Source organism: Kitasatospora sp. NPDC050463 (assembly GCF_040655255.1).
Taxonomy (GTDB): domain Bacteria; phylum Actinomycetota; class Actinomycetes; order Streptomycetales; family Streptomycetaceae; genus Kitasatospora.
The window spans coordinates 38,267-55,940 of the sequence record NZ_JBFAJO010000061.1 but is presented as its reverse complement, the minus strand read 5'-3'; the positions used below and the strand labels follow the sequence as shown (position 1 = coordinate 55,940).

General features: G+C 73.1%; 15 protein-coding genes. 4 read left to right on the top strand and 11 right to left on the bottom strand.

Annotation, left to right across the window (positions count from 1 at the left end):
- Window positions 1-109: 109 nt before the first annotated feature.
- From AB0J08_RS30665 to AB0J08_RS30635, 7 genes are all read right to left on the bottom strand, one after another.
- A complete protein-coding gene (locus tag AB0J08_RS30665; RefSeq protein WP_360641111.1) occupies window positions 110-685 on the bottom strand; it encodes a hypothetical protein in 576 nt (191 codons plus the stop codon).
- Complete coding sequence (locus tag AB0J08_RS30660) at window positions 685-2,082, bottom strand: hypothetical protein (RefSeq protein WP_360641110.1); 1,398 nt, start codon at window positions 2,080-2,082, stop codon at window positions 685-687. The genes AB0J08_RS30665 and AB0J08_RS30660 overlap by 1 nt, the downstream gene beginning before the upstream one ends.
- A complete protein-coding gene (locus AB0J08_RS30655) occupies window positions 2,079-2,885 on the bottom strand; it encodes an ABC transporter ATP-binding protein (RefSeq protein WP_360641109.1) in 807 nt (268 codons plus the stop codon). The genes AB0J08_RS30660 and AB0J08_RS30655 overlap by 4 nt, the downstream gene beginning before the upstream one ends.
- Window positions 2,886-2,958: 73 nt before the next feature.
- Window positions 2,959-3,774 (bottom strand): zf-HC2 domain-containing protein, encoded by an 816-nt coding sequence (locus AB0J08_RS30650; RefSeq protein WP_360641108.1) that lies wholly within the window; start codon window positions 3,772-3,774, stop codon window positions 2,959-2,961.
- Entirely contained in the window at window positions 3,771-4,331 is a 561-nt protein-coding gene (locus AB0J08_RS30645) for an RNA polymerase sigma factor (protein ID WP_360641107.1), read from the bottom strand. The genes AB0J08_RS30650 and AB0J08_RS30645 overlap by 4 nt, the downstream gene beginning before the upstream one ends.
- A gap of 230 nt (window positions 4,332-4,561) precedes the next feature.
- Window positions 4,562-5,083, bottom strand: coding sequence for a putative immunity protein (locus AB0J08_RS30640; protein ID WP_360641106.1), 522 nt, complete (start codon window positions 5,081-5,083; stop codon window positions 4,562-4,564).
- 83 nt (window positions 5,084-5,166) lie between these two features.
- The gene (locus tag AB0J08_RS30635) at window positions 5,167-5,721 is read right to left on the bottom strand and encodes a DUF1707 domain-containing protein (RefSeq protein ID WP_360641105.1); all 555 of its coding nucleotides are present in this window, start codon (window positions 5,719-5,721) and stop codon (window positions 5,167-5,169) included.
- A gap of 464 nt (window positions 5,722-6,185) precedes the next feature.
- Here AB0J08_RS30635 and AB0J08_RS30630 point away from each other — a divergent pair, with 464 nt between their 5' ends.
- Both AB0J08_RS30630 and AB0J08_RS30625 read left to right on the top strand, forming a co-directional pair.
- Window positions 6,186-7,565, top strand: a complete 1,380-nt coding sequence (locus tag AB0J08_RS30630; protein ID WP_360641104.1) for a PQQ-binding-like beta-propeller repeat protein — start codon at window positions 6,186-6,188, stop codon at window positions 7,563-7,565.
- Window positions 7,566-7,931: 366 nt separating this feature from the next.
- Window positions 7,932-10,574 (top strand): tetratricopeptide repeat protein, encoded by a 2,643-nt coding sequence (locus AB0J08_RS30625; protein WP_360641103.1) that lies wholly within the window; start codon window positions 7,932-7,934, stop codon window positions 10,572-10,574.
- Between the two features lie 76 nt (window positions 10,575-10,650).
- On the opposite strand, the gene AB0J08_RS30620 is transcribed toward AB0J08_RS30625, so the two are convergent.
- Together AB0J08_RS30620 and AB0J08_RS30615 are read right to left on the bottom strand one after the other, a co-directional pair.
- Window positions 10,651-11,613, bottom strand: coding sequence for a helix-turn-helix domain-containing protein (locus AB0J08_RS30620; RefSeq protein WP_360641102.1), 963 nt, complete (start codon window positions 11,611-11,613; stop codon window positions 10,651-10,653).
- 111 nt (window positions 11,614-11,724) lie between these two features.
- Complete coding sequence (locus AB0J08_RS30615) at window positions 11,725-12,561, bottom strand: serine protease (protein ID WP_360641101.1); 837 nt, start codon at window positions 12,559-12,561, stop codon at window positions 11,725-11,727.
- Window positions 12,562-12,784: 223 nt separating this feature from the next.
- On the opposite strand from AB0J08_RS30615, the gene AB0J08_RS30610 reads away from it, so the two are divergent.
- Complete coding sequence (locus AB0J08_RS30610) at window positions 12,785-13,894, top strand: helix-turn-helix domain-containing protein (protein ID WP_360641100.1); 1,110 nt, start codon at window positions 12,785-12,787, stop codon at window positions 13,892-13,894.
- Window positions 13,895-14,418: 524 nt separating this feature from the next.
- Here AB0J08_RS30610 and AB0J08_RS30605 read toward each other — a convergent pair.
- Window positions 14,419-15,006, bottom strand: a complete 588-nt coding sequence (locus tag AB0J08_RS30605; RefSeq protein WP_360641099.1) for a helix-turn-helix domain-containing protein — start codon at window positions 15,004-15,006, stop codon at window positions 14,419-14,421.
- Between the two features lie 103 nt (window positions 15,007-15,109).
- Between AB0J08_RS30605 and AB0J08_RS30600 the strand changes: the two genes are divergently transcribed.
- Complete coding sequence (locus tag AB0J08_RS30600) at window positions 15,110-16,087, top strand: NADP-dependent oxidoreductase (protein ID WP_360641098.1); 978 nt, start codon at window positions 15,110-15,112, stop codon at window positions 16,085-16,087.
- 45 nt (window positions 16,088-16,132) lie between these two features.
- On the opposite strand, the gene AB0J08_RS30595 is transcribed toward AB0J08_RS30600, so the two are convergent.
- Window positions 16,133-17,527: an erythromycin esterase family protein gene (locus tag AB0J08_RS30595; RefSeq protein WP_360641097.1), complete on the bottom strand. Its 1,395-nt coding sequence runs from the start codon at window positions 17,525-17,527 to the stop codon at window positions 16,133-16,135.
- Between the last annotated feature and the right edge of the window lie 147 nt (window positions 17,528-17,674).

Sequence of the window (17,674 nt, the reverse complement as noted above, 5' to 3'; positions counted from 1 at the left end):
GCCGCGCGCGCCCGCGGGCACCTACCCACCCCCCCCGGCCCGCTCCTCGATCGAGGAGCGGGCCGGGGGTCGGGGCGGGCCGGGGCGCTCGCGGCGGCGCGGGCGGCCGTTACCGTCGCGATCCCACCACGGCGTACAGCACGGTGCCGGTCACCAGCAGGCTCAGCGCCGTCCAGGTGGCCACCGTGGTGCCGGGCGGCATGAGCATCCACCCCAGCACCTCTCCCACCCGGCCGGCCGGCACCGTGCCGAAGAGGATGATCCCGAGCCAGCCGGTCGGCAGGGCCCACGCGTACTGCGCCCCGCACACCGTCGCCCCGAGCGCGGCCAGGCCGACCATGCCGGCGCTGTCCCGGGCGACGACCGCGGCGGGAGCGAGCTCAGGGCCGGCCGCCTGGACCGCCAGCAGCGCCGCACCGGCGACCGTGCCGATCAGCAGTACGTGCGCGGCCCGGCGGGGTATCCACCGGATCGCGGCCGTCCGGTCCAACGCGGCGTCCTGCCCGCCGAGCCCCAGGGCGGCGGCCGCCACGTTCGCGGTGAGCACCAGGACCACGGTCGACAGGTCCATCGGGCCCTCGCCGCTGCCCGGCGCGAGGGACCACAGGACCAGTGCGGTGAGCGTGACCACGGCGGCCGACACGGGCACCTGGCGTGAACGTGCGTACAGCGTCAGCCATCTCATCAGGACGCCTCTCCCACCAGGGCCGAGAACGGGTCACCCGGCACGCAGGAGAGGGAGTCGGCGTGCACCTCGGCCATCCGCGCGCGTTGCTCGGCCGGCGACAGCGCCGTCAGCTTCTCCCAGGCCGCATCGGCCCTCGCCCATGCCCTGCGCGAGTACTCGTCGGCCTCCTTCGGCTCCAGCGGTTCGAGGCGGGGCTCACCGAGGGCCCAGCTCGCGGCGAGGCTCTGGGCGGCGACATCGCCCAGTCCCCCACCCTCCCGGGCGTTGTGTCCGTAGCAGTTCGGTGCCAGGCCCTGGGCGACCAGGACGCGGGTCAGGTCCTTGCCCGTCGCACGGCCCATCAGTGTCTCGTCGAAGTCGACCAGCACCACGTCGGCGGAGAGCGGGCGGTTCTCGCCGAGCGCACGCAGTGCGGTGTCCTCCCGCACCGAGCCCGGCGCCTTGTCGCCCAAGGCCTCGTGCAAGAGGCGCAACGCCTCCTTGCCGTGCGGCGCCAGCTCCGGCAGGCGGTACCGGTTCGCCTCCGTCACGCACACCGGGCCATCGCAGACCAGGGTCGCGGCGGCCCGGTCGACGACGTAGGTGTCGCGCGGCTGGGCCGGCAGGACCAGCAGGGCCAGGGCCGCGCCGGCCAGGACGGGTGCCAGCGCGAGCAGACGGGTCCGGCGGGTCGCGGCCACCAGCAGCGCGAAGCCGGTGGCGAGCAGACCGAGCAGCCAGAGCGCCTGACCGACGTGCACGGAGCCGGACAGGGTCAGCAGCATCTCCCGCGGTTCCGGGGGCACGGGTGACAGCAGGGCGAGCCGGTTCGGCGCTCGGCTGGCCGGCCGTTCCCCCTCGACGACCGTCCGCAGCAGGCCGTTCAGCACCACGAGGACGACCAGCACCAGGGCCGGCGGGGTGAGCGCGAAGGGCAGGGCCCGCGCGACGCCCATCCCGAACACGGCGCCCGCGACCAGGGCCAGCACCGCCACCAGCGAGATCGGCAGCCAGCCGAAGGGCAGGTAGGTGGTGTCACCGAGGGCCACCTGGATGCCGCCCACGAGGACGAGGAGGCCGAAACCCGCCACCAGCGCGAGCGCCGTCGCACCGGCCGGCAGTGCCGCACGGCGCCAGGCCGGGCGCGGCGTGGTCATCAGCAGTTCACCCATCCGCGAACGGGAGTCGCGCAGCCCGTACAGCGCCCCGAGGCCCACCACCAGCGGCCACCAGAAGCCCAGCAGGTACCGGGTCCACAGGGCCATGGGGGTCCACTGGGCCGTCCACCCCGTGGTGCCCTGCCACCAGACCCCGTTGATCAGACAGAGGACCGCCAGACTGCACCCCAGGACGAGGATGCCTCCCCACGGGGCGGCCGAGCGCCTCAGCTCGGTCCGCAGCACACGTCCGTTCACCAGGTGCCCCCCGGCCGCTCGGAGTTGCTGAGCAGCGCCGAGTAGCCGCGCTCCAGAGGGCTGTCGCCCGGGTACTCGGAGGTGCCCGCCGCGGCCAGGACCTCCGGTGGGCCCTGGAAGACGAGCCGGCCGTCCGCGAAGAGCACCACGTCGGAACAGGCGGCCGCGACGTCCTCGACCAGGTGGGTGGAGACGACCACACAGGTGTCGCGGCCCAACTCCTGGAGCAGCTCACGGAAGCGCAGCCGCTGTGCCGGGTCCAGGCCGACCGTCGGCTCGTCCAGCAGCAGCAGCACGGGGTCGTTGACGATGGCCTGGGCTATGCCGGCCCGTCGCACCATGCCGCCGGACAGGGTCTTCATCCGCTGGTCGGCGCGGTCCGCCAGGCCCACCCGTTCCACGGCCCGCTGGACGGCCGCGGGGATGTCCGCCTTCGGGACCTCCTTCAACCAGGCCATGTACTCGACGAACTCGCGCACCGTGAAGCGCTTGTAGTAGCCGAACTCCTGCGGCAGGTAGCCGATCCGGCGGCGCAGCGCCCGGTGGTCGCCGATCCCGCCCGCGGAGCTGCCGAGCAGCTCCAGTTCGCCCCCGGCGGGGCGCAGCACGGTGGCCAGCGCCCGGATCAGGGTGGTCTTGCCCGCACCGTTGGGCCCCAGGAGGCCGTGGGTTCCGGTGCCCAGGGAGAGGTCGAGCCCGTCGACGGCCATCTTCCGCCCGGCCCGGACCCTCAGGCCGGCGGCCCGGACCTCCCAGGCGTAGGTCTTCGGCGCGGTGTCGACCGCGCTCGTCGTGGGTGTCATGCGGTGGGTCCTTCCGAGGGTCAACATGGGTTTCGAAGCATTGCGCTGGGCTTTGCGGCGTCGCGCCGGGTCCTCACAGCGTCGAGTACGCGTTTCTGCGGGCGATCACGGCGCCGACACCGAGGGCGAGGAGCAGTCCCCACAGGGGCAACCGGTCCGGCTCCAGGGCGAGGGGGACGCGACCGGTGGCCCAGGCCGGTCCGACGATGACGGCGCCCCAGACGGCCACCAGCGCGGCGGCGGCGCGGCTCACGCCGACGACGCTGCCCAGTGCGAGGGCCGTGGAGGTGAAGACCAGCGAGGGCAGCAACCACTGGGCGGCCGTCATGGCACCGGTCAGCCACCCCTCCACCAGGAGTCCGGGCAGGGCCACGAGGAGGACCGCCGTGGTGCGTCGGAGCAGCAGGGGCAGACCGGCCCGGGCGGTCGAGGCCGTCAGTTCGTACATCGGATCCAGGCCCCGCGACCACGAGGCGGCGACACCGCACAGCGGCAGCACGGGCGCGACCAGCAGCACGGGCGAGGCGTCACCGAAGAGCGACGGCGGACCGGCCACGTCCAGCACCAGCGCCACCACGACCACCGTGACGATCATGGCCAGCCACGGGGCCATCGCCGGTGTCATCCAGGCCGACACCCACCTCGGGCGGTACCGCCGCGCGGGCGCCCTGACGGCGGCGTCCAGCTGCGGTTCCAGGCCGGCCCGGACGGTGTCGACGAGCGCGGCGATGCCGGGCACCCCGGTCTCCACGGCCGTCGACAGGCGGCCGCGGCACGTCGCGCAGGTCTCCAGATGGGCCTCCAGCGCCCACACCGTGTCCGCGGCCATCGTCGTGTCACCGCGTGCGTACTCGTCGATCAACCGCATCGACGCATGGTCCGCGCTCATGCCATCGCCTCCCGCATCGCGATCCGGGCCCGTCGGGCACGGGTCTTGACCGTGCCTTCGGGCAGTTTGAGCAGGATGGCCGTCTCCCGGACGGAGAGCCCGTCGAGCACCATGGCCTGCAGCACCTGTCGCAGTTCCGGCGCCAGTTGCCGCAGGGCGTCGCCGACGTCGCCGCCGACGGTCCGCGCGAGCACCTCGTCCTCCGCCGCGGGCACCACGGCCGACCCGGCGGCGGCGACCGGCGGTTCGGCGTGGTGGGCGCGGCGCCGGAACGCGTCGACGAGGCGGCGCGCCGCGATCGTCCACAGCCACCCGACGGCCGACCCGCCGACCGCACTCCCGGCGAACGCGCCGGCCGCGCGCCACACCGCCAGATAGGTCTCCTGCATGACCTCGGCGACGATCTGCTCGTCCGCGCAGCGACGGCGCAGCCGCACCGCCAGCCACGGCGACGTGCGCCGGTACAGCTCGTCGAACGCCCCGCGGTCACCCTTGGCGACCAGCCGGAGGAGGCGTTCCTCGTCCAGCTGGTCCAGTGCTCTCCTGCGTGATCTCACACCAGCCAGACGACGGATCCGGCGCGCAGGTTCTGCATCTGAAGTGATCTGCGCCACAGGGGCGGATGTGGAGGTTTGCGCGGCGTCGGGCCCCTGGGAGCCGCCGCACCCAACCCCCTTTCAGCGGGAGCGATCCGAGTCAGCGTCAGCGGGAGCAGCGGCCTGTGGGGCGCGGCCGGGACCGGGAGCGGGACCGGGACCGGCTCGGGACGCCCTCTCCGCTTGCCCGCTCAGCCCCGCAGCGCGGTTTCGAGCCGGTCGCGGAACGCGTCCAGCCTGCTGCGGCCGGGGACGAAGACCGGCATCTGCCGCACGATGTCCGCGACCGCCTGCGGCGCGTGCTCGATCGCCAGCCGGAGCTCCTCGTCCCCCACGCCGGTGTCGCCGTCCGCCGCCAGCTCACGGGCGAGCGCCGCGTACATCGCCGGCGCGAGCGCGTGCTTCGCCTGGTGCGGGGTGGCGATCGGGTGGATGTAGGGGCTCGCCGCCGCGTAGCCCGCGGCGCGGGCGGCCGCCGTGGCGACCGGGTCGCCCACCTCCCGGGCGGCCGCGAGGGCCGCGACGGCGACCGAACGCAGCCCGGCCGTCCGCCTCCCGTCGCGGGTGAAGACCCGGATGCCCTCGACGGCCTCACGGGGGCGGGGGTCGGCCGGGGACTTCGCCTCGAACAACGGCAGCACCCGCTCGGCACAGTCGGCCGCCCAGGCTCCGAGAAGTCGCCGGTCTTCGTCGCTGATGGTCACCGTGTCCACCCGCCCATCCTGCCCGCTGCGGCCGCCCCTGTCGCCACCGGTCTCCGGGGCCGAACGGGGCCCGGCGGAACCGGGCAGGGGCCTCAACGCCACGCGTGGCGGATCTTCAACCGTCCCATCCCCATCGCCCCGGAGATCCGGATCGTCGGCCCGCCGACCGCCGCCGGGCCGGAGCGCCGCCCGGGCCGCCGGTACCGCGTGTCCTTCCACCCGGCGCGCAGCGCCTCGAACTCGACGGTCGAGTCCCGAGGAACCGTGATCCTGGCCCTGCCGGTGCCGAGTTGCAGCTCGATGTCGACAACCGGATGCTCGATCACCGCCCGGGAGAGGTCCAGATGCACCCGGCCGAGTGCGGATTCGACCTTGAGGAACCGAGGCACCCGCCACACACCGCGCCGCTTGATCCGCCCACTGACGGCACCGATCGTGGACGCGGTTCCCGCGGGCTCCGCCGGGAGCGAGCCGAGGGCCTCGACGAGTTCGCCGTGCGTGGTGGCGGTGAGGGCCTGATGCAAGCGCGCATCCATCTCCTCGTGCGAGAGATGCCCTTCGGCATAGGCCTCCTGAAGACGCCGCACGCCCGCGTCACGGTCGCCTTCGCCGATCCGTCGCGGCAGGTCTTCCGGCAGAGATGTCATCGTCTCACTGTAGTGCCGTGCCGAGGATCCGAGAACGCCACATCCCTTGGCAGGCAAGGCATTCGACGGGAACAGCCGCCCCGTCGTCACGCCGGACCGATCGCCGGACGCACGCCACTCGCCGACGGCAGCACTCGGGGTCGACAGCCGGGACCCGAACCGGTGCGGGCCGGTCCCGGCCGCGACAGGTCGACGCCCGCCCGCGTCGTGTCGGGCCCCTCGGCAAGCCTGACGACCGGACCGACGAACGGTGATCGAACTGGATGTCGAGGCCCGACCGGACCTCGACGACGCCGTCTCGCCCTTCCGACCTGCGGGTCTGCCGGACCGCCGGCGAACGGCCGGTGACGCTGCGGCAGAGCGACGCCGGTCGGGGCACCGGTGGATTGGCGGGCACCGGGCCGGATCGAGTAGGTGTGGGTGTCCGATGGTCGCACTACGCAGGGCACGGGGAGCATCCGCCGATGGGCAGTACGGGAAAGCGTGCGAACCCGACCCCGGTGACCAACCGGGTCTCCGGCCACGCGACCGTGCACGGCCACGTGTTCCAGGCCCAGCACATCAGCGTCACCGTGGTCGGCCCGGGGCCGGGTACAGGCCTTGACCCCGAGCCGGTCATCTCGTCGCCGCACCCGCCAGGGCCCGACCACGTACCACGGCCGGCATCGCGCAAGGCCCCCGTGGGGAGCCGGAAGGAGCCCGGCCGCAAGCGCCCCGCACGGGCGTGGGGGCCGGTCCCCATCGGCACCCGGGCGGGCCAGGACAGGTCCGAACTGCCCCCGGTCCACCAGCCGTTGATCCTGGACGGCTCCCTCGTGGTGCGTGAGGGAACCCGTCTCCACGTCCTCGACTCCGGCGACGGGCACCGGCGGTCCCTCGTCATGGCCGCGACCGACTCCAGCCCCCACCTGGGCACGGGACAACTCTGCTTCCAGGGACTGAACCGGCAGGTCAACACGGTCGATCTGCACACCAGACGGCAGCATCGCTGGAGCCCCCACCTCACGCTCCACGACGGCAGGACGAGCGTCGCCGGCGGGACCGTCCTCACGGTCGGCCCGGACGGCCTCGTCGTGGCGATGGACCTGCGCCGAAGGGAACGGCGCTGGACCATGACGGGAATGGCCTGTCACATCGTCTCCGCGCCACGAGCAGCGGCTGGTCACGTCTACGCGCTTGGGTCCAGGGCGCCCGGTACCGGACGCGGCCCGGACTGCCTGGCGGCACTGCACGAGGAGGACGGGAGCGGGCACTGGCTGTACCCGACGGCCGCACCGCTGTCCAAGGTGTGGTCGGTGTCCACCCGGACCGTCCACGTGATCGAGACGGTGTCGCCACACCTCCGCCTCGCCGCCGTCGACGCGGCGACCGGCTCCCTGCGATGGAGATCCGCGTGGTTCGAGGGCGCACCCGCGGACCTCACGGTCGCGGGTGACACGGTCTTCCTGCGCACCGAGGACCGTCAACTGCACGCCGTGGCGGCCGAGGACGGCCGGACCAGATGGAGCGCCCCCGACATCACCTGCCCGCCGACCGTGGCGGAGGGCCTCGCCCTCCTGGTCGCGCACGCGAACACGCTCACCGCGGTGGAGCCGGCCACCGGGCACAGGGTGTGGCCCGACAGACCGAAGAAGGGGACCCTGCTCGTCGCGCCCTTCGTCACGGACGGAACCGTCCACACCATCGGGCACACCGGTCTGACGACCAGGAACGCGGCGACCGGGCGAGCACTGTGCCCGTCCTACCCCATGAGCCTGGGCCCGAACGGCACGCCCGCGCTGCTCGACGGGGTCCTCTACTTCACCAACGGGCGCCGCGAGGTCGAGGCCGTCTCCCTGGGCTGATCTCCCCGACGGACCCCACTTCCGGTGGCCCCGGCGCCCCGGCCCGGCGGACAAGCTCGGTCATAGCCGCACGCCAACGCCCAACCCGGCCGGAACGCCCGGGAATCCGACCGTCACCAGCCGAACGGGGAAACCGGGACAGCCTTGAACCCTCCCCCGCCGCGACGACCGGCCCCCTGTCCACCGCCGCACGCCGCCCATGTCCCCGCTGAACCCGCTGAACCCCGCCACCACTCAAGCTACTCGACCGAGTTCGGGCGTCGAACGACCGCACCGGGTGCGACAATGGCCGCCAAGCTTCGGCCGACTTCTCCTCGGGGTGGAACTGTTGAGCGCCGCACGAGCGGTCGTCACGGCGAGCGCGTCGTGACCGAACCGAATCGACCGATCACCGCTTCGGGCCACCGCGCAGTTGCGGCCGAGTCCATCGGTGCGGCCTTCAGCGGCGACGTGCACGTCGCACTGCCCGCCGATGTCCTCAACGCCGCCCGGGACATCGTCGCACCGCCCGGTGCCGGCAACCTCGCACCCCGGCCGATCTGCATCGGCCGCGACGACGAGCTCACGTGGCTGCGCCGCGTCCTCACGACCGACGGCGGCACGGCCGTCAGCCAACCACCGACCGTCCACGGCCTCGGGGGCATCGGCAAGACCACCCTCGCCCTGATGTACGCCCACCGGCACCGCCAGGACTACGCGCTCATCTGGTGGGTCAACGCCGAATCCCCCAACCGGATCGAACAGTCCCTCGCCGCCCTCTCCGTCCTTCTCTATCCCTCCTGGGCCGGCAAGGCCACCGAGAAGGAGTGCGTCGCCTGGGCCACAGCCTGGCTCCACTGGCACCCGCGCTGGCTGCTCGTCTTCGACAACGCCGAAGCCCCGCGAGACCTCGACCCCTACATCGGCGCGCTCGCCGGTGGCCACCACCTCATCACCACCCGCCGCACCACCGGCTGGCCACGCTCCATCCCCACCTACGAACTCGGTGCGCTCGCCCCCGACCGAGCCGCCGAACTCCTCCTCACTCTCTCGATGGGAGACCGCACACCCGGCCCCCGTGAACGGCACGACGCCGCGACTCTCGCCGCCGAGTTCGGCTACCTGCCGCTCGCCCTGGACCAGGCCGGCGCCTACCTCGCCGAACACCCGACCGTCACCATCGACGCGTATCGCCGAAGCCTCGACACCAAGCTCCACAAGGCCGCGGACGGGACGGACCCCGAACGCACCATCGCCAGGATCTGGGCCCGCACGGTACAGACCCTCCACAATCGCAACCCGCTCGCCGTCACCCTTCTGAGCACCCTCGCGTGGCTGGCACCCGACGGCATCCCCGTCGCACTCCTCCGACACTCCGTCGACGAGGAGGAGGCCCTGCACGACGCGCTCGCGCTGCTCCGTACCTACAGCATGATCACCCTCACCCGCGAGAGCGTCAGCGTCCACCGCCTCGTGCAGACCGTTCTGCGCACGGCCCCCGACCATCCCGGCCGCGCCGAAGCCGAACTCGCCCTCAGCAGGGCCTTCGACGCGCTCGCCGACCCCGGGGACACCCCCGCCCCCGACTGGGACGCGCTGATACCCCACTTGTCAGCCCTGGCCGCCACCACCCCTCCCCACCGCCACCGCGACGACCCGGCAAGTGGTCACTACGACACCGCGGCAGGCTACTTGCGTCGATCGGGCCGCGAAGCCGACGCCATACCCCTGTTGGAGGCGGCCGTCGTTCACCGCCAGCGGATTCTCGGAACCAGCCACCCCGACACGCTGACCAGCCGCAACGACCTCGCCACCGCTTACCACGCGGCCGGCAACCTCGCCCACGCCATCCCCATCCACGAATCCACCCTCGCCCGGCGGACGCAGGCTCTCGGCAGCACCCACGCCGACACGCTGACCAGCCGCAGCAACCTCGCTTTCGCCTACCTGGAGACAGGAGACCTCAAACGTGCCGTCCCGCTCTTCGAGGTCGCACTCAGCGAGTCCGAGCGGGCCTCAGAAGCCGACCATCCCGACGTTCTGAGCAGCCGCAACAACCTCGCCACCGCCTACCAGGTAGCGGGCGACCTCCAACGCGCGGTCATCCTGCACCAAACGAACCTCGCCCTGTCCGAACAGGGACTCGGCCGCACCCACCCGCACACTCTGACCTACCGCAACAACCTCGGCATCGCCCATCAGGCAGCGGGCAATCTCGACCATGCCGTCCCGCTGCTGGAAGAGGCGCTCCGGCAATCCGAGGAAGCCCTCGGCGACACCCACCCCGACACGCTGACCAGCCGCAACAACCTCGCGACCGCCTACCAGGCGGCAGGTGACCTTCAACAGGCCGTCATCCTTCTCGAAGCCACTCTCGTCCAACGCGAGCAACTCCACGGAGACACCCACCCCCACACCCTCACCACCCGCAACAACCTCGCCCGCGCGTACGCCTCCGCCGGGTATCTCGCACGTGCCGTCCCACTCCTGGAATCCACACTTGCCCGCCGCGAGAAGGTGCTCGGCCAGCTCCACCCCCACACCCTCACGAGTCGCAACGACCTCGCCCACGCGTACGCCACAGCCGGCGACCTCGAACGCGCCATCCCGCTCTACGAAAACACCCTCGCCCAACGCGAACAACTCCTCGGAGACACCCACCCCCACACCCTCACCACCCGCAACAACCTCGCCCACGCGTACACCTCGGCCCGCGACCTCGAACGCGCCATCCCGCTCTACGAAAACACCCTCGCCCTGGCCGAAGAGACCCTGAACCCCACCCACCGCCTGATCCTCACCACCCGCAACGACCTCGCCCACGCGTACACCTCGGCCGGCGACCTCGAACGCGCGATCCCGCTCCTCGCCGCCGCTCTCACCGTGGCCGAACAGCTCCTCGGCCCCACCCACCCGGACACCTTGGCCGGCAGGGACAGGCTGGTCGCCGCACGGGCCCGGCACGACGCGAGCCGCGTCCCGCGCCGCTGGTGGCGACGGCGGGGGAACACACCCGTCCAGTCGGGCTGATCCGGCACCACGACGGTCCACAGGGCTGGAGCGCAGGCTCCCCGCCTGACCGAATTCGTGATCAGCTCCCCCCGGGTCACCCCGCCGGGGACGTGACCGACCGGTGTCGCGCGCGGTAGGCGCGGGGCGTGGTGCCGGTGGACCGGGAGAAGTGCTGCCGCAGGCTCGCGGCCGACGTGAACCCGGCCAGGGCCGCCACCCGCTCCACCGGCTCGTCGGTCTCGCTGAGCAACTCGCGGGCCCGGTCCAGCCGCAGGCGCAGCAGGTAGCGCGGCGGGCTGACACCGGCCTGGGCGCGGAAGCGGCGGTTGAGGCTGCTGACGCTGATCCCGGCGTGCGCGGCGATGTCGGCGGGGGTCAGCGGGAGGTGGAGGCGGGCCTTCAGCCAGCGCAGGGTCGGTTCGATGCCCGCACTGCCCGCGAGTTCGCGGTCGATGTCCTCCTGGACGCGGTCCGCGTGCCGGAGCAGCGGCGTGAGGAGCTCCCTGGACGTCTCACCGGCCGTCCGTTCGCCGTGGTCCTGCGCCAGCAGGCGCAGGCAGACGTCCATGCCGCCGAAGATCCCGGCGGAGGTGAGGAAGGGGCCGTCGGCCACCACCGCCCCGGCCGGGTCGACCTCGATCCGGGGGTGCAGCCGCGCCAGTTCCTCGGTGTGACGCCAGCCGGTCGTGGCACGCCGGCCGTCGAGCAGACCGGTGGCGGCGAGCGTGAACACCCCCGTGCCGACCGCGCCGATCCGGCTGCCCCGGGCAGCGGCGGCCCGCAGCGCGTCGACGATCCCGGGCGGCGGCTGCGCCCGGGATCCGCCGTGACCCGGCACCAGCACGATGCCGGCGTCGGCGAGGCCCTCCAGCCCGTGCGGGACGGCAATGGGCAGCGGCGCCGGCAGCCCGATCCCCAGGGGGCCGGGGCCGGCGCACAGCCGTACCTCGTAGGCGACGCCCGGGTGCTCGCGCGCGGCCGTCCCGAACACCAGCCCCGGGGTGGTGAGGTGGTGTCCGGGCAGCCCGTCGGGCACGAGAACGGCGATTACCGACATACCCGGAATGTAGTCGAAAGCGGGCTCAGGACCCCGGTCCCGCCCCCACCGGAGCGAGGGCCGGACCGGGGCGCGACCCGCCGCCCGCCGTCCGCCGTCAGTCGCCCGTCGTCAGTCGCCCTGGTGGATCGTCCTCCAGATCCAGCTCGCGTACGCGGGGACGCTGGTGTAGAGACCGGGGCCCGTCGAACAGGTCGGGTCCGTGTCCCCGTCGCCCGAGGTGGCGCCGACCAGCTCCCAGCGTCCGCCCCTGCCCTTCTGGAGCTGCGGGCCGCCCGAGTCCCCGAAGCAGGCCATGGCGCCCGGCACCTGGCTGACCGTGCAGAGGCGCAGCCACCCCGCGCGACCGGGGGCGCACTCGTCGACGGCTCCCCGACGGGTCTCCAGTTGCTGGAGCCGGTCGGCGAACTCGGCGTTCTGCGGGACGTCCACGTCGGCGACGCTGCCGAAGCCGAGCAGCCGGGTCGGGGTGCCGGGCGGGGCCGCCCGGTCGGCGATCTTGACGGGCTGCTCGGTCACCGGCCGGTCCAGCCTGATCAGCGCGAGATCGTCCTTGTTGGCGCCGCCCCCGCCCGCGCCGATCGCGTAGCCGGGGTGGGTGACCGTCCGCTCGATGGCGCGGACGGTGCCGCCGGACTTGCGGTGCTCCGAGCCGATGCGGACGGTCCCGTCCAGGACCACGCCGACCTCGGGCCGGGTGTCGACGCAGTGGCCTGCCGTCAGCACCCACTGCGGGTGGATCAGGGTCGCCCCGCAGACGCCGTCGAGCAGACCCGCCGTCGGAGCCGTCATCGGGATCGAGGCCATGAAGGGGTAACGCCCGGTGGCGTCCTGCCCGTTGACGATGGCGCCGGCACTGCCGGTCATGGCGGTGGCGCACACCGTCGCGGCCAGGGCAACGGTGGCGACACGCGCCGCCCGGCGCGCCAGAGAGCTGATGTCGGACATGGAAGGTCCCTTCCTTCGGAGGCATGAGAGGTACACCGGGGTGCCCGGGGCACCCGGCGGCGCGAAACGGCGCTTCGACGTGTGCGGACAGCGGGGACTACGGCCGCGCCGACGGTGGCGGCCCGGGCGTCCCCTCGCTTCCGGCGCCGCGTACCGCCCATCCTGCGCACCGCGCCGCGCCCGGAACAGTGGCCCCGATGTCACCCTCGGCTAAATTCCGGACATGCCAGTGATCGCAGTCCCCGCCCTCGACGGAGTACCGGGCCACCAGCTCACCGGACCGGGGGTCTCCTTCGGCACCGCCGTACGGCACCACCCGCACATCGCGTACGAGGTGCGGTACTGCGCGGGCCCCGGCTTCCGCGCGACGGGTTCGCCGGCGCCCTTCCGGCTCGACACGCCCTGGGGCCTGGAGGGTCTGGCGGACGCGGACACCGTGCTGCTCCCCGGTCACGACGGTTTCCGTGCCGAGCCGCCGCCCGGGGTCGTCGACGCGCTGCGGGCCGCCGCGGGCCGGGGCAGCCGGATCGGCGCGATCGGGACGGGGACGTTCACGCTCGCCGCCACCGGGCTGCTCGACGGCCGGCGGGCCGCGACCGGCCGCCGGTACGCCGCGGAACTGGCGGAGCGCCACCCCCGGGTCGAGGTCGACCCGGAGGGCTCGGTGATGGACGCGGCGCCGTTCTTCAGCGCGGCGGGGGTGCTCGGCGGGGTCGACCTCTGTCTGCGGCTGATCACTCTGGACCACGGCGAGGCGGTCGCCGTCGAGACGGAGCGACAGGTCTTCCTCCAGCTCCACGAGCCCGCCGAACCCGCCGAACCCGCCACACCGGTCGCCGCCGCCGTCGGTACGGCGGCCCGGGGCGGCTCGCGCCTCGGACCCACGATCCGGTGGATGGAGGCGCACCTCGACCGCCCGCTGACCGTGCACGACCTCGCCGACCACGCGGGCCTGACCGTCCGCGGCCTGACCAGGCGGTTCCGGACCGAGACCGGACTCCCCCCGCTCCAGTACCTCCTCCGTGCCCGCGTCCAGCGGGCACAGCGCCTGCTGGAGCGCGGCGACGAGCCGGTCGAACGCATCGCTGCCCGCACCGGACTGGGTACGCCCGCCAACCTGCGCCACCACTTCCTGCACCACACGGGCACCAGCCCGCGTACCTACCGGACGGCCTTCCGCTCCCTCGTCTCCACCCTCACCTGGGCCGACGGGCGGACGGGCGAGGGTCACCCGGCCGAGGCGCCGTGGGCCGACGGGGCCGACCCGGCCGGGTCCGATGTCCGACGACGGACTTCCGGACGTCCGGAAACGAACGGCCGAACGGACAGCTGACCGATAACAAAGCCGATGCCGACCACCCCGGGAAAGGCGTGGCCGGCATCAATGGACCGGGGCGCTCAGAATCCATGTCGCGGAAATCGAATGCCCGCCTGGAATTCGGGATGTCCGGAGATATCCCGGAGCAGGAAACCGGCCCGTCGATCCGTCACAGGATTTCGATACGGAACGCACGGTCTTCTTCGTCCTCGAAATCACAGGTTTCCCCCTGCTTCGACAGTCGAACCGGAAGCTCACTTTGCCACCACCGTGGGCGGCGCAGCATCGAACAGGAATCCGATGACCCCCGCGGTGCAAGAATCACCTCGTCCTACTTCGTGCTTACACCAACTACGATCCGGCAGGGCTGCTTTATCTGGCAATCAGGCCCCCGAGGGCCAGGCCGAAATGCGCCCACGAATGTCCGGATCGGGCACCATCGGGGGAATTGACAGATTCGGATCCGGATACCGGCCCCTCGCGCGCGATTCCGACCCCCCGGTGCCGCCGCCCGCCGCCACCCGCCGCCGCATCCCGCCCTACTCCCGGGGGCGCAGGCCGTCCATCACCAGACCGAAGAGGTGCTCCCGGCGCTCGGCGAGGCTCGGGGCCTGGTCGGCGATCCATCCGAGGGCGTTGACCAGGGCGAACAGGTCGACAGCGGCCACGTCCGGGCGGATGTCACCGGTCCCCTGAGCGGCCTCCAGCAACCGCCCGCCGGCCTGACGCATCGCCAGACAGGCGGCGTGCAGGGGCGATTCGAGGTCGCTCAGGGTGGCCATCAGGGTGGCCGGGAGGCCGTGGTACGCGGCGGCGCCCAGGGTGAACTCGTACAGCCAGTCGGCCAGTGCACGCTCGGGCGGGCCGGCGGCCGCGAGCGCGTCGGCCCGTTCGGCGAGCAGCTCGAAGCGGCGGTGCAGCAGCGCCTCCAGCAGGGCGTCCCTGGTCGGGAAGTGCCGGTAGAGCGTGCCGAGTCCGACCTCGGCCCGGCGGGCGACATCCCGCAGCGAGGCCTGGGTGCCCTGCTCGGCGACGACCTCGGCCGCCGCTTCGAGGACGCGGTCACGGTTGCGCCGGGCGTCGGCGCGCGGAGCCCGCGCCGCTCCCGGGGTTGGCTCGATGGGCATGCGGATCCTCCCCGTTGACAACTGGAGCACCGCTCCGGTTTCCTTTCCGGAGCAGCGCTCCGGATTCTACCCGGAGCGGTCGGCCCGGTCAGTGGGGAGAACCATGGGTACGGCAACGATGCACGCCGTCCGGCTGCACGCCTTCGGCGAGCCCGAGGAGCTGGTGTACGAGGAGGTGCCCCGGCCCGAACCGGGGCCGGGGCAGGTGCTGGTGCGCGTCCACGCGGCGGGCGTCAACCCGCCCGACTGGTACGCGCGCCGGGGGTTCGTGAACTTCCCGGTCGAGTTTCGGCCCGCGTGGGCACCGCCACTGATCCTGGGCAGCGACATCTCGGGTGTCGTCGCGGCCCTCGGCGAGGGCGTCACCGCGTGGCAGCCCGGGGACGAGGTCTTCGGGCTGGTCGACTTCCCCGGCCTCCCCTCGGGTTACGCCGAGTACGCGGTCGCGCCCGCCGCCCACCTGGCGCGCCGGCCGACCACCCTCGGGCACATCGAGGCCGCCGCCGTCCCGATGGCGGGCCTGACCGCCTATCAGTTCGTCTTCGGCCACCTGCGGTCGCGGCCGGGGCGTACCGTCCTGGTCAACGGGGCCGCCGGCGGGGTCGGTCACTTCGCCCTCCAACTCGTCAAGGCGGCCGGTGCGGAGGAGGTGATCGGCGTCGCCTCCGGCCGCCACGAGGATTTCCTGCGCGGCCTCGGTGTGGACCGCTTCGTCGACTACACCCGCACCCCCGCCGAGGACGTCGTCCGCGACGCCGACCTGCTGATCGACACCGTCGGCGGCCCCGACGCCCACCGCCTCCTGCCGACCGTCCGACGCGGCGGCCGGATCGCCCCCGTCTTCCTCGGCGACTACCACCGCGAGCGCGCCACCGCGCTCGGCATCGCGATCAGCGACACCATGTGGCAGGTCCGCTCCAGCGGCAGCGACCTCGCCGCCCTGGCCGGCCTGCTCGACGCCGGGAAGGTCCGGGTCGGCATCGACAGCGTCTTCCCCCTCCGGGAGGCCGCCGCCGCCCACCGCCGCGCCGAGCAGGGCCACCTCCAGGGCAAGATCGTCCTGCGGGTCGCCGACCGCTAGGGGCTTGGGACCCCGCGCCTCACGGGTGCGGCGGCAGGCGGGTGATCAGATCTTGCCGGCCTCGTGGACCTCGTGCAGGTGGACGAGGATGTCGTGGGCCCGACCGACGGCGAGGACGGGCAGCGGGTCGCTCCTGAAGCTCGAACCGGCCTCGTAGACGGGGCGCGGGGTGTCGAGCCAGCTGCGGCCCGCGGCCGGCAGGGTGCGCAGGTCGAGGTAGTAGTCGCGGTGGCGGACCCGGTCCAGGGTGTACTCCTGCATCTCGCGGGTGGCCGCGGGGACGGTGACCTTGTTCCAGTCCCCGCCGAGGGTGGTCCCGGTGAGGAAGGACCCGCGGTCGAAGGTGAAGCCGACGGCGACGTAGCTCCGGCCGAGGGCATTGCGCAGGTAGACACCCTGCGTCGTGGGGTACATCACCGGGTCCGAGGACAGGTAGCCCACATGGCCGTTGTGCGCCGACAGCAGCACCCTGCCGCCGGTACGGCGGTGCCACCAGGTGGTGTTGTCGGCCATGACCCGGTCACGAAGGTGCTCCGCGGCGGACACCGACTCCGGATCGGACAGGTCGAGGGAGGCGAAGGCGAAGGTCTGGGCGATGTTGCGGGCGTGCTGCTCGGCCCACTCGTAGGCGTCGCCGCCGGCTCCCTTGTTCGCGACGACCAGGTCGAGCGCCTGCTGGGCGACGGTCGCGTTGTGACGGCGTTCGGCGACCGGCCGGCCCAGGTAGGCGAAGACGTCGTCCATGGGGCGCAGGCCCGAGTACAGCCCTTCGAGGCGCGCGAGGTCCTGCGGACGGGTCGCGCGGACGTGGGAGGTCACCCGGTCGAAGGCGGCGTCGCCGAGCCTGGGCGCCCCGACGTCGTTGCCCATGAAATGGACCCTCCGTTGGGGGTGCCGATCGTTGTACCACCGCATCCAGGCGATGAGACTGACGAACTCCTCGCGCTCCCAAGGGGATCCGGCAAGCTCCTCCTTCGCGATCCGCCGGGCGTCGCCGGCCCCGCCCTGGACGAACTCGTCGATCCGCAGGCCCGCCGTCCAGCTCATCTCCAGCGCGAAGGTGGTGAAGCCCTTCTCCTCCACCAGGTAGCGGAAGACGCGTTCCTTCATCGCGAAGAACTCGTGCGAGCCGTGCGTGGCCTCTCCCAACCCGACCACCTCGGCGTCGCCGATCATCGCGCCCAGCGCCCGCAGGTCGGCGGTGCGACCACCGGGTTCGGTCGACCGGAGGGGGTGGGCGGCGCGCTCCAGGGCGCGCACCGCGGCGTCCTGCCGCCCGTCGGCGGCCGTGGCACCCGCGGTGGTGGATGCGGCGCCGGCGGATGCGGGGTCGGCCGCAGGTGCGGCGGAGGCCGCCGGAGCCACCAGGGCGGTCGCCACGAGCGCCGCCGTCGCGGCGAGCAGCCCTCGTCGGCCGATCGCGTTCCTCTGCTCGCTCATGCTGATCACTCCTCGATTCGATGTACCCCCCGGCCACTGAAACGATCATGGCGGGGGGCAGGGGTGTTCCGCGCTGGGGCCGTCCTCCGATCCCGACCGGGGGAAAACCCCCGGCCGGCGGGGGGACCAACCGTCGGCCCGGCGCCA

Coding starts and splice junctions, on each gene's coding strand:
- AB0J08_RS30665 (WP_360641111.1), bottom strand. CDS start 685: ATGAGATGGCTGACGCTGTACGCACGTTCACGCCAGGTGCCCGTGTCG.
- AB0J08_RS30655 (WP_360641109.1), bottom strand. CDS start 2,885: ATGACACCCACGACGAGCGCGGTCGACACCGCGCCGAAGACCTACGCC.
- AB0J08_RS30650 (WP_360641108.1), bottom strand. CDS start 3,774: ATGAGCGCGGACCATGCGTCGATGCGGTTGATCGACGAGTACGCACGC.
- AB0J08_RS30635 (WP_360641105.1), bottom strand. CDS start 5,721: ATGACATCTCTGCCGGAAGACCTGCCGCGACGGATCGGCGAAGGCGAC.
- AB0J08_RS30630 (WP_360641104.1), top strand. CDS start 6,186: ATGGGCAGTACGGGAAAGCGTGCGAACCCGACCCCGGTGACCAACCGG.
- AB0J08_RS30620 (WP_360641102.1), bottom strand. CDS start 11,613: ATGTCGGTAATCGCCGTTCTCGTGCCCGACGGGCTGCCCGGACACCAC.
- AB0J08_RS30615 (WP_360641101.1), bottom strand. CDS start 12,561: ATGTCCGACATCAGCTCTCTGGCGCGCCGGGCGGCGCGTGTCGCCACC.
- AB0J08_RS30610 (WP_360641100.1), top strand. CDS start 12,785: ATGCCAGTGATCGCAGTCCCCGCCCTCGACGGAGTACCGGGCCACCAG.
- AB0J08_RS30605 (WP_360641099.1), bottom strand. CDS start 15,006: ATGCCCATCGAGCCAACCCCGGGAGCGGCGCGGGCTCCGCGCGCCGAC.
- AB0J08_RS30600 (WP_360641098.1), top strand. CDS start 15,110: ATGGGTACGGCAACGATGCACGCCGTCCGGCTGCACGCCTTCGGCGAG.
- AB0J08_RS30595 (WP_360641097.1), bottom strand. CDS start 17,527: ATGAGCGAGCAGAGGAACGCGATCGGCCGACGAGGGCTGCTCGCCGCG.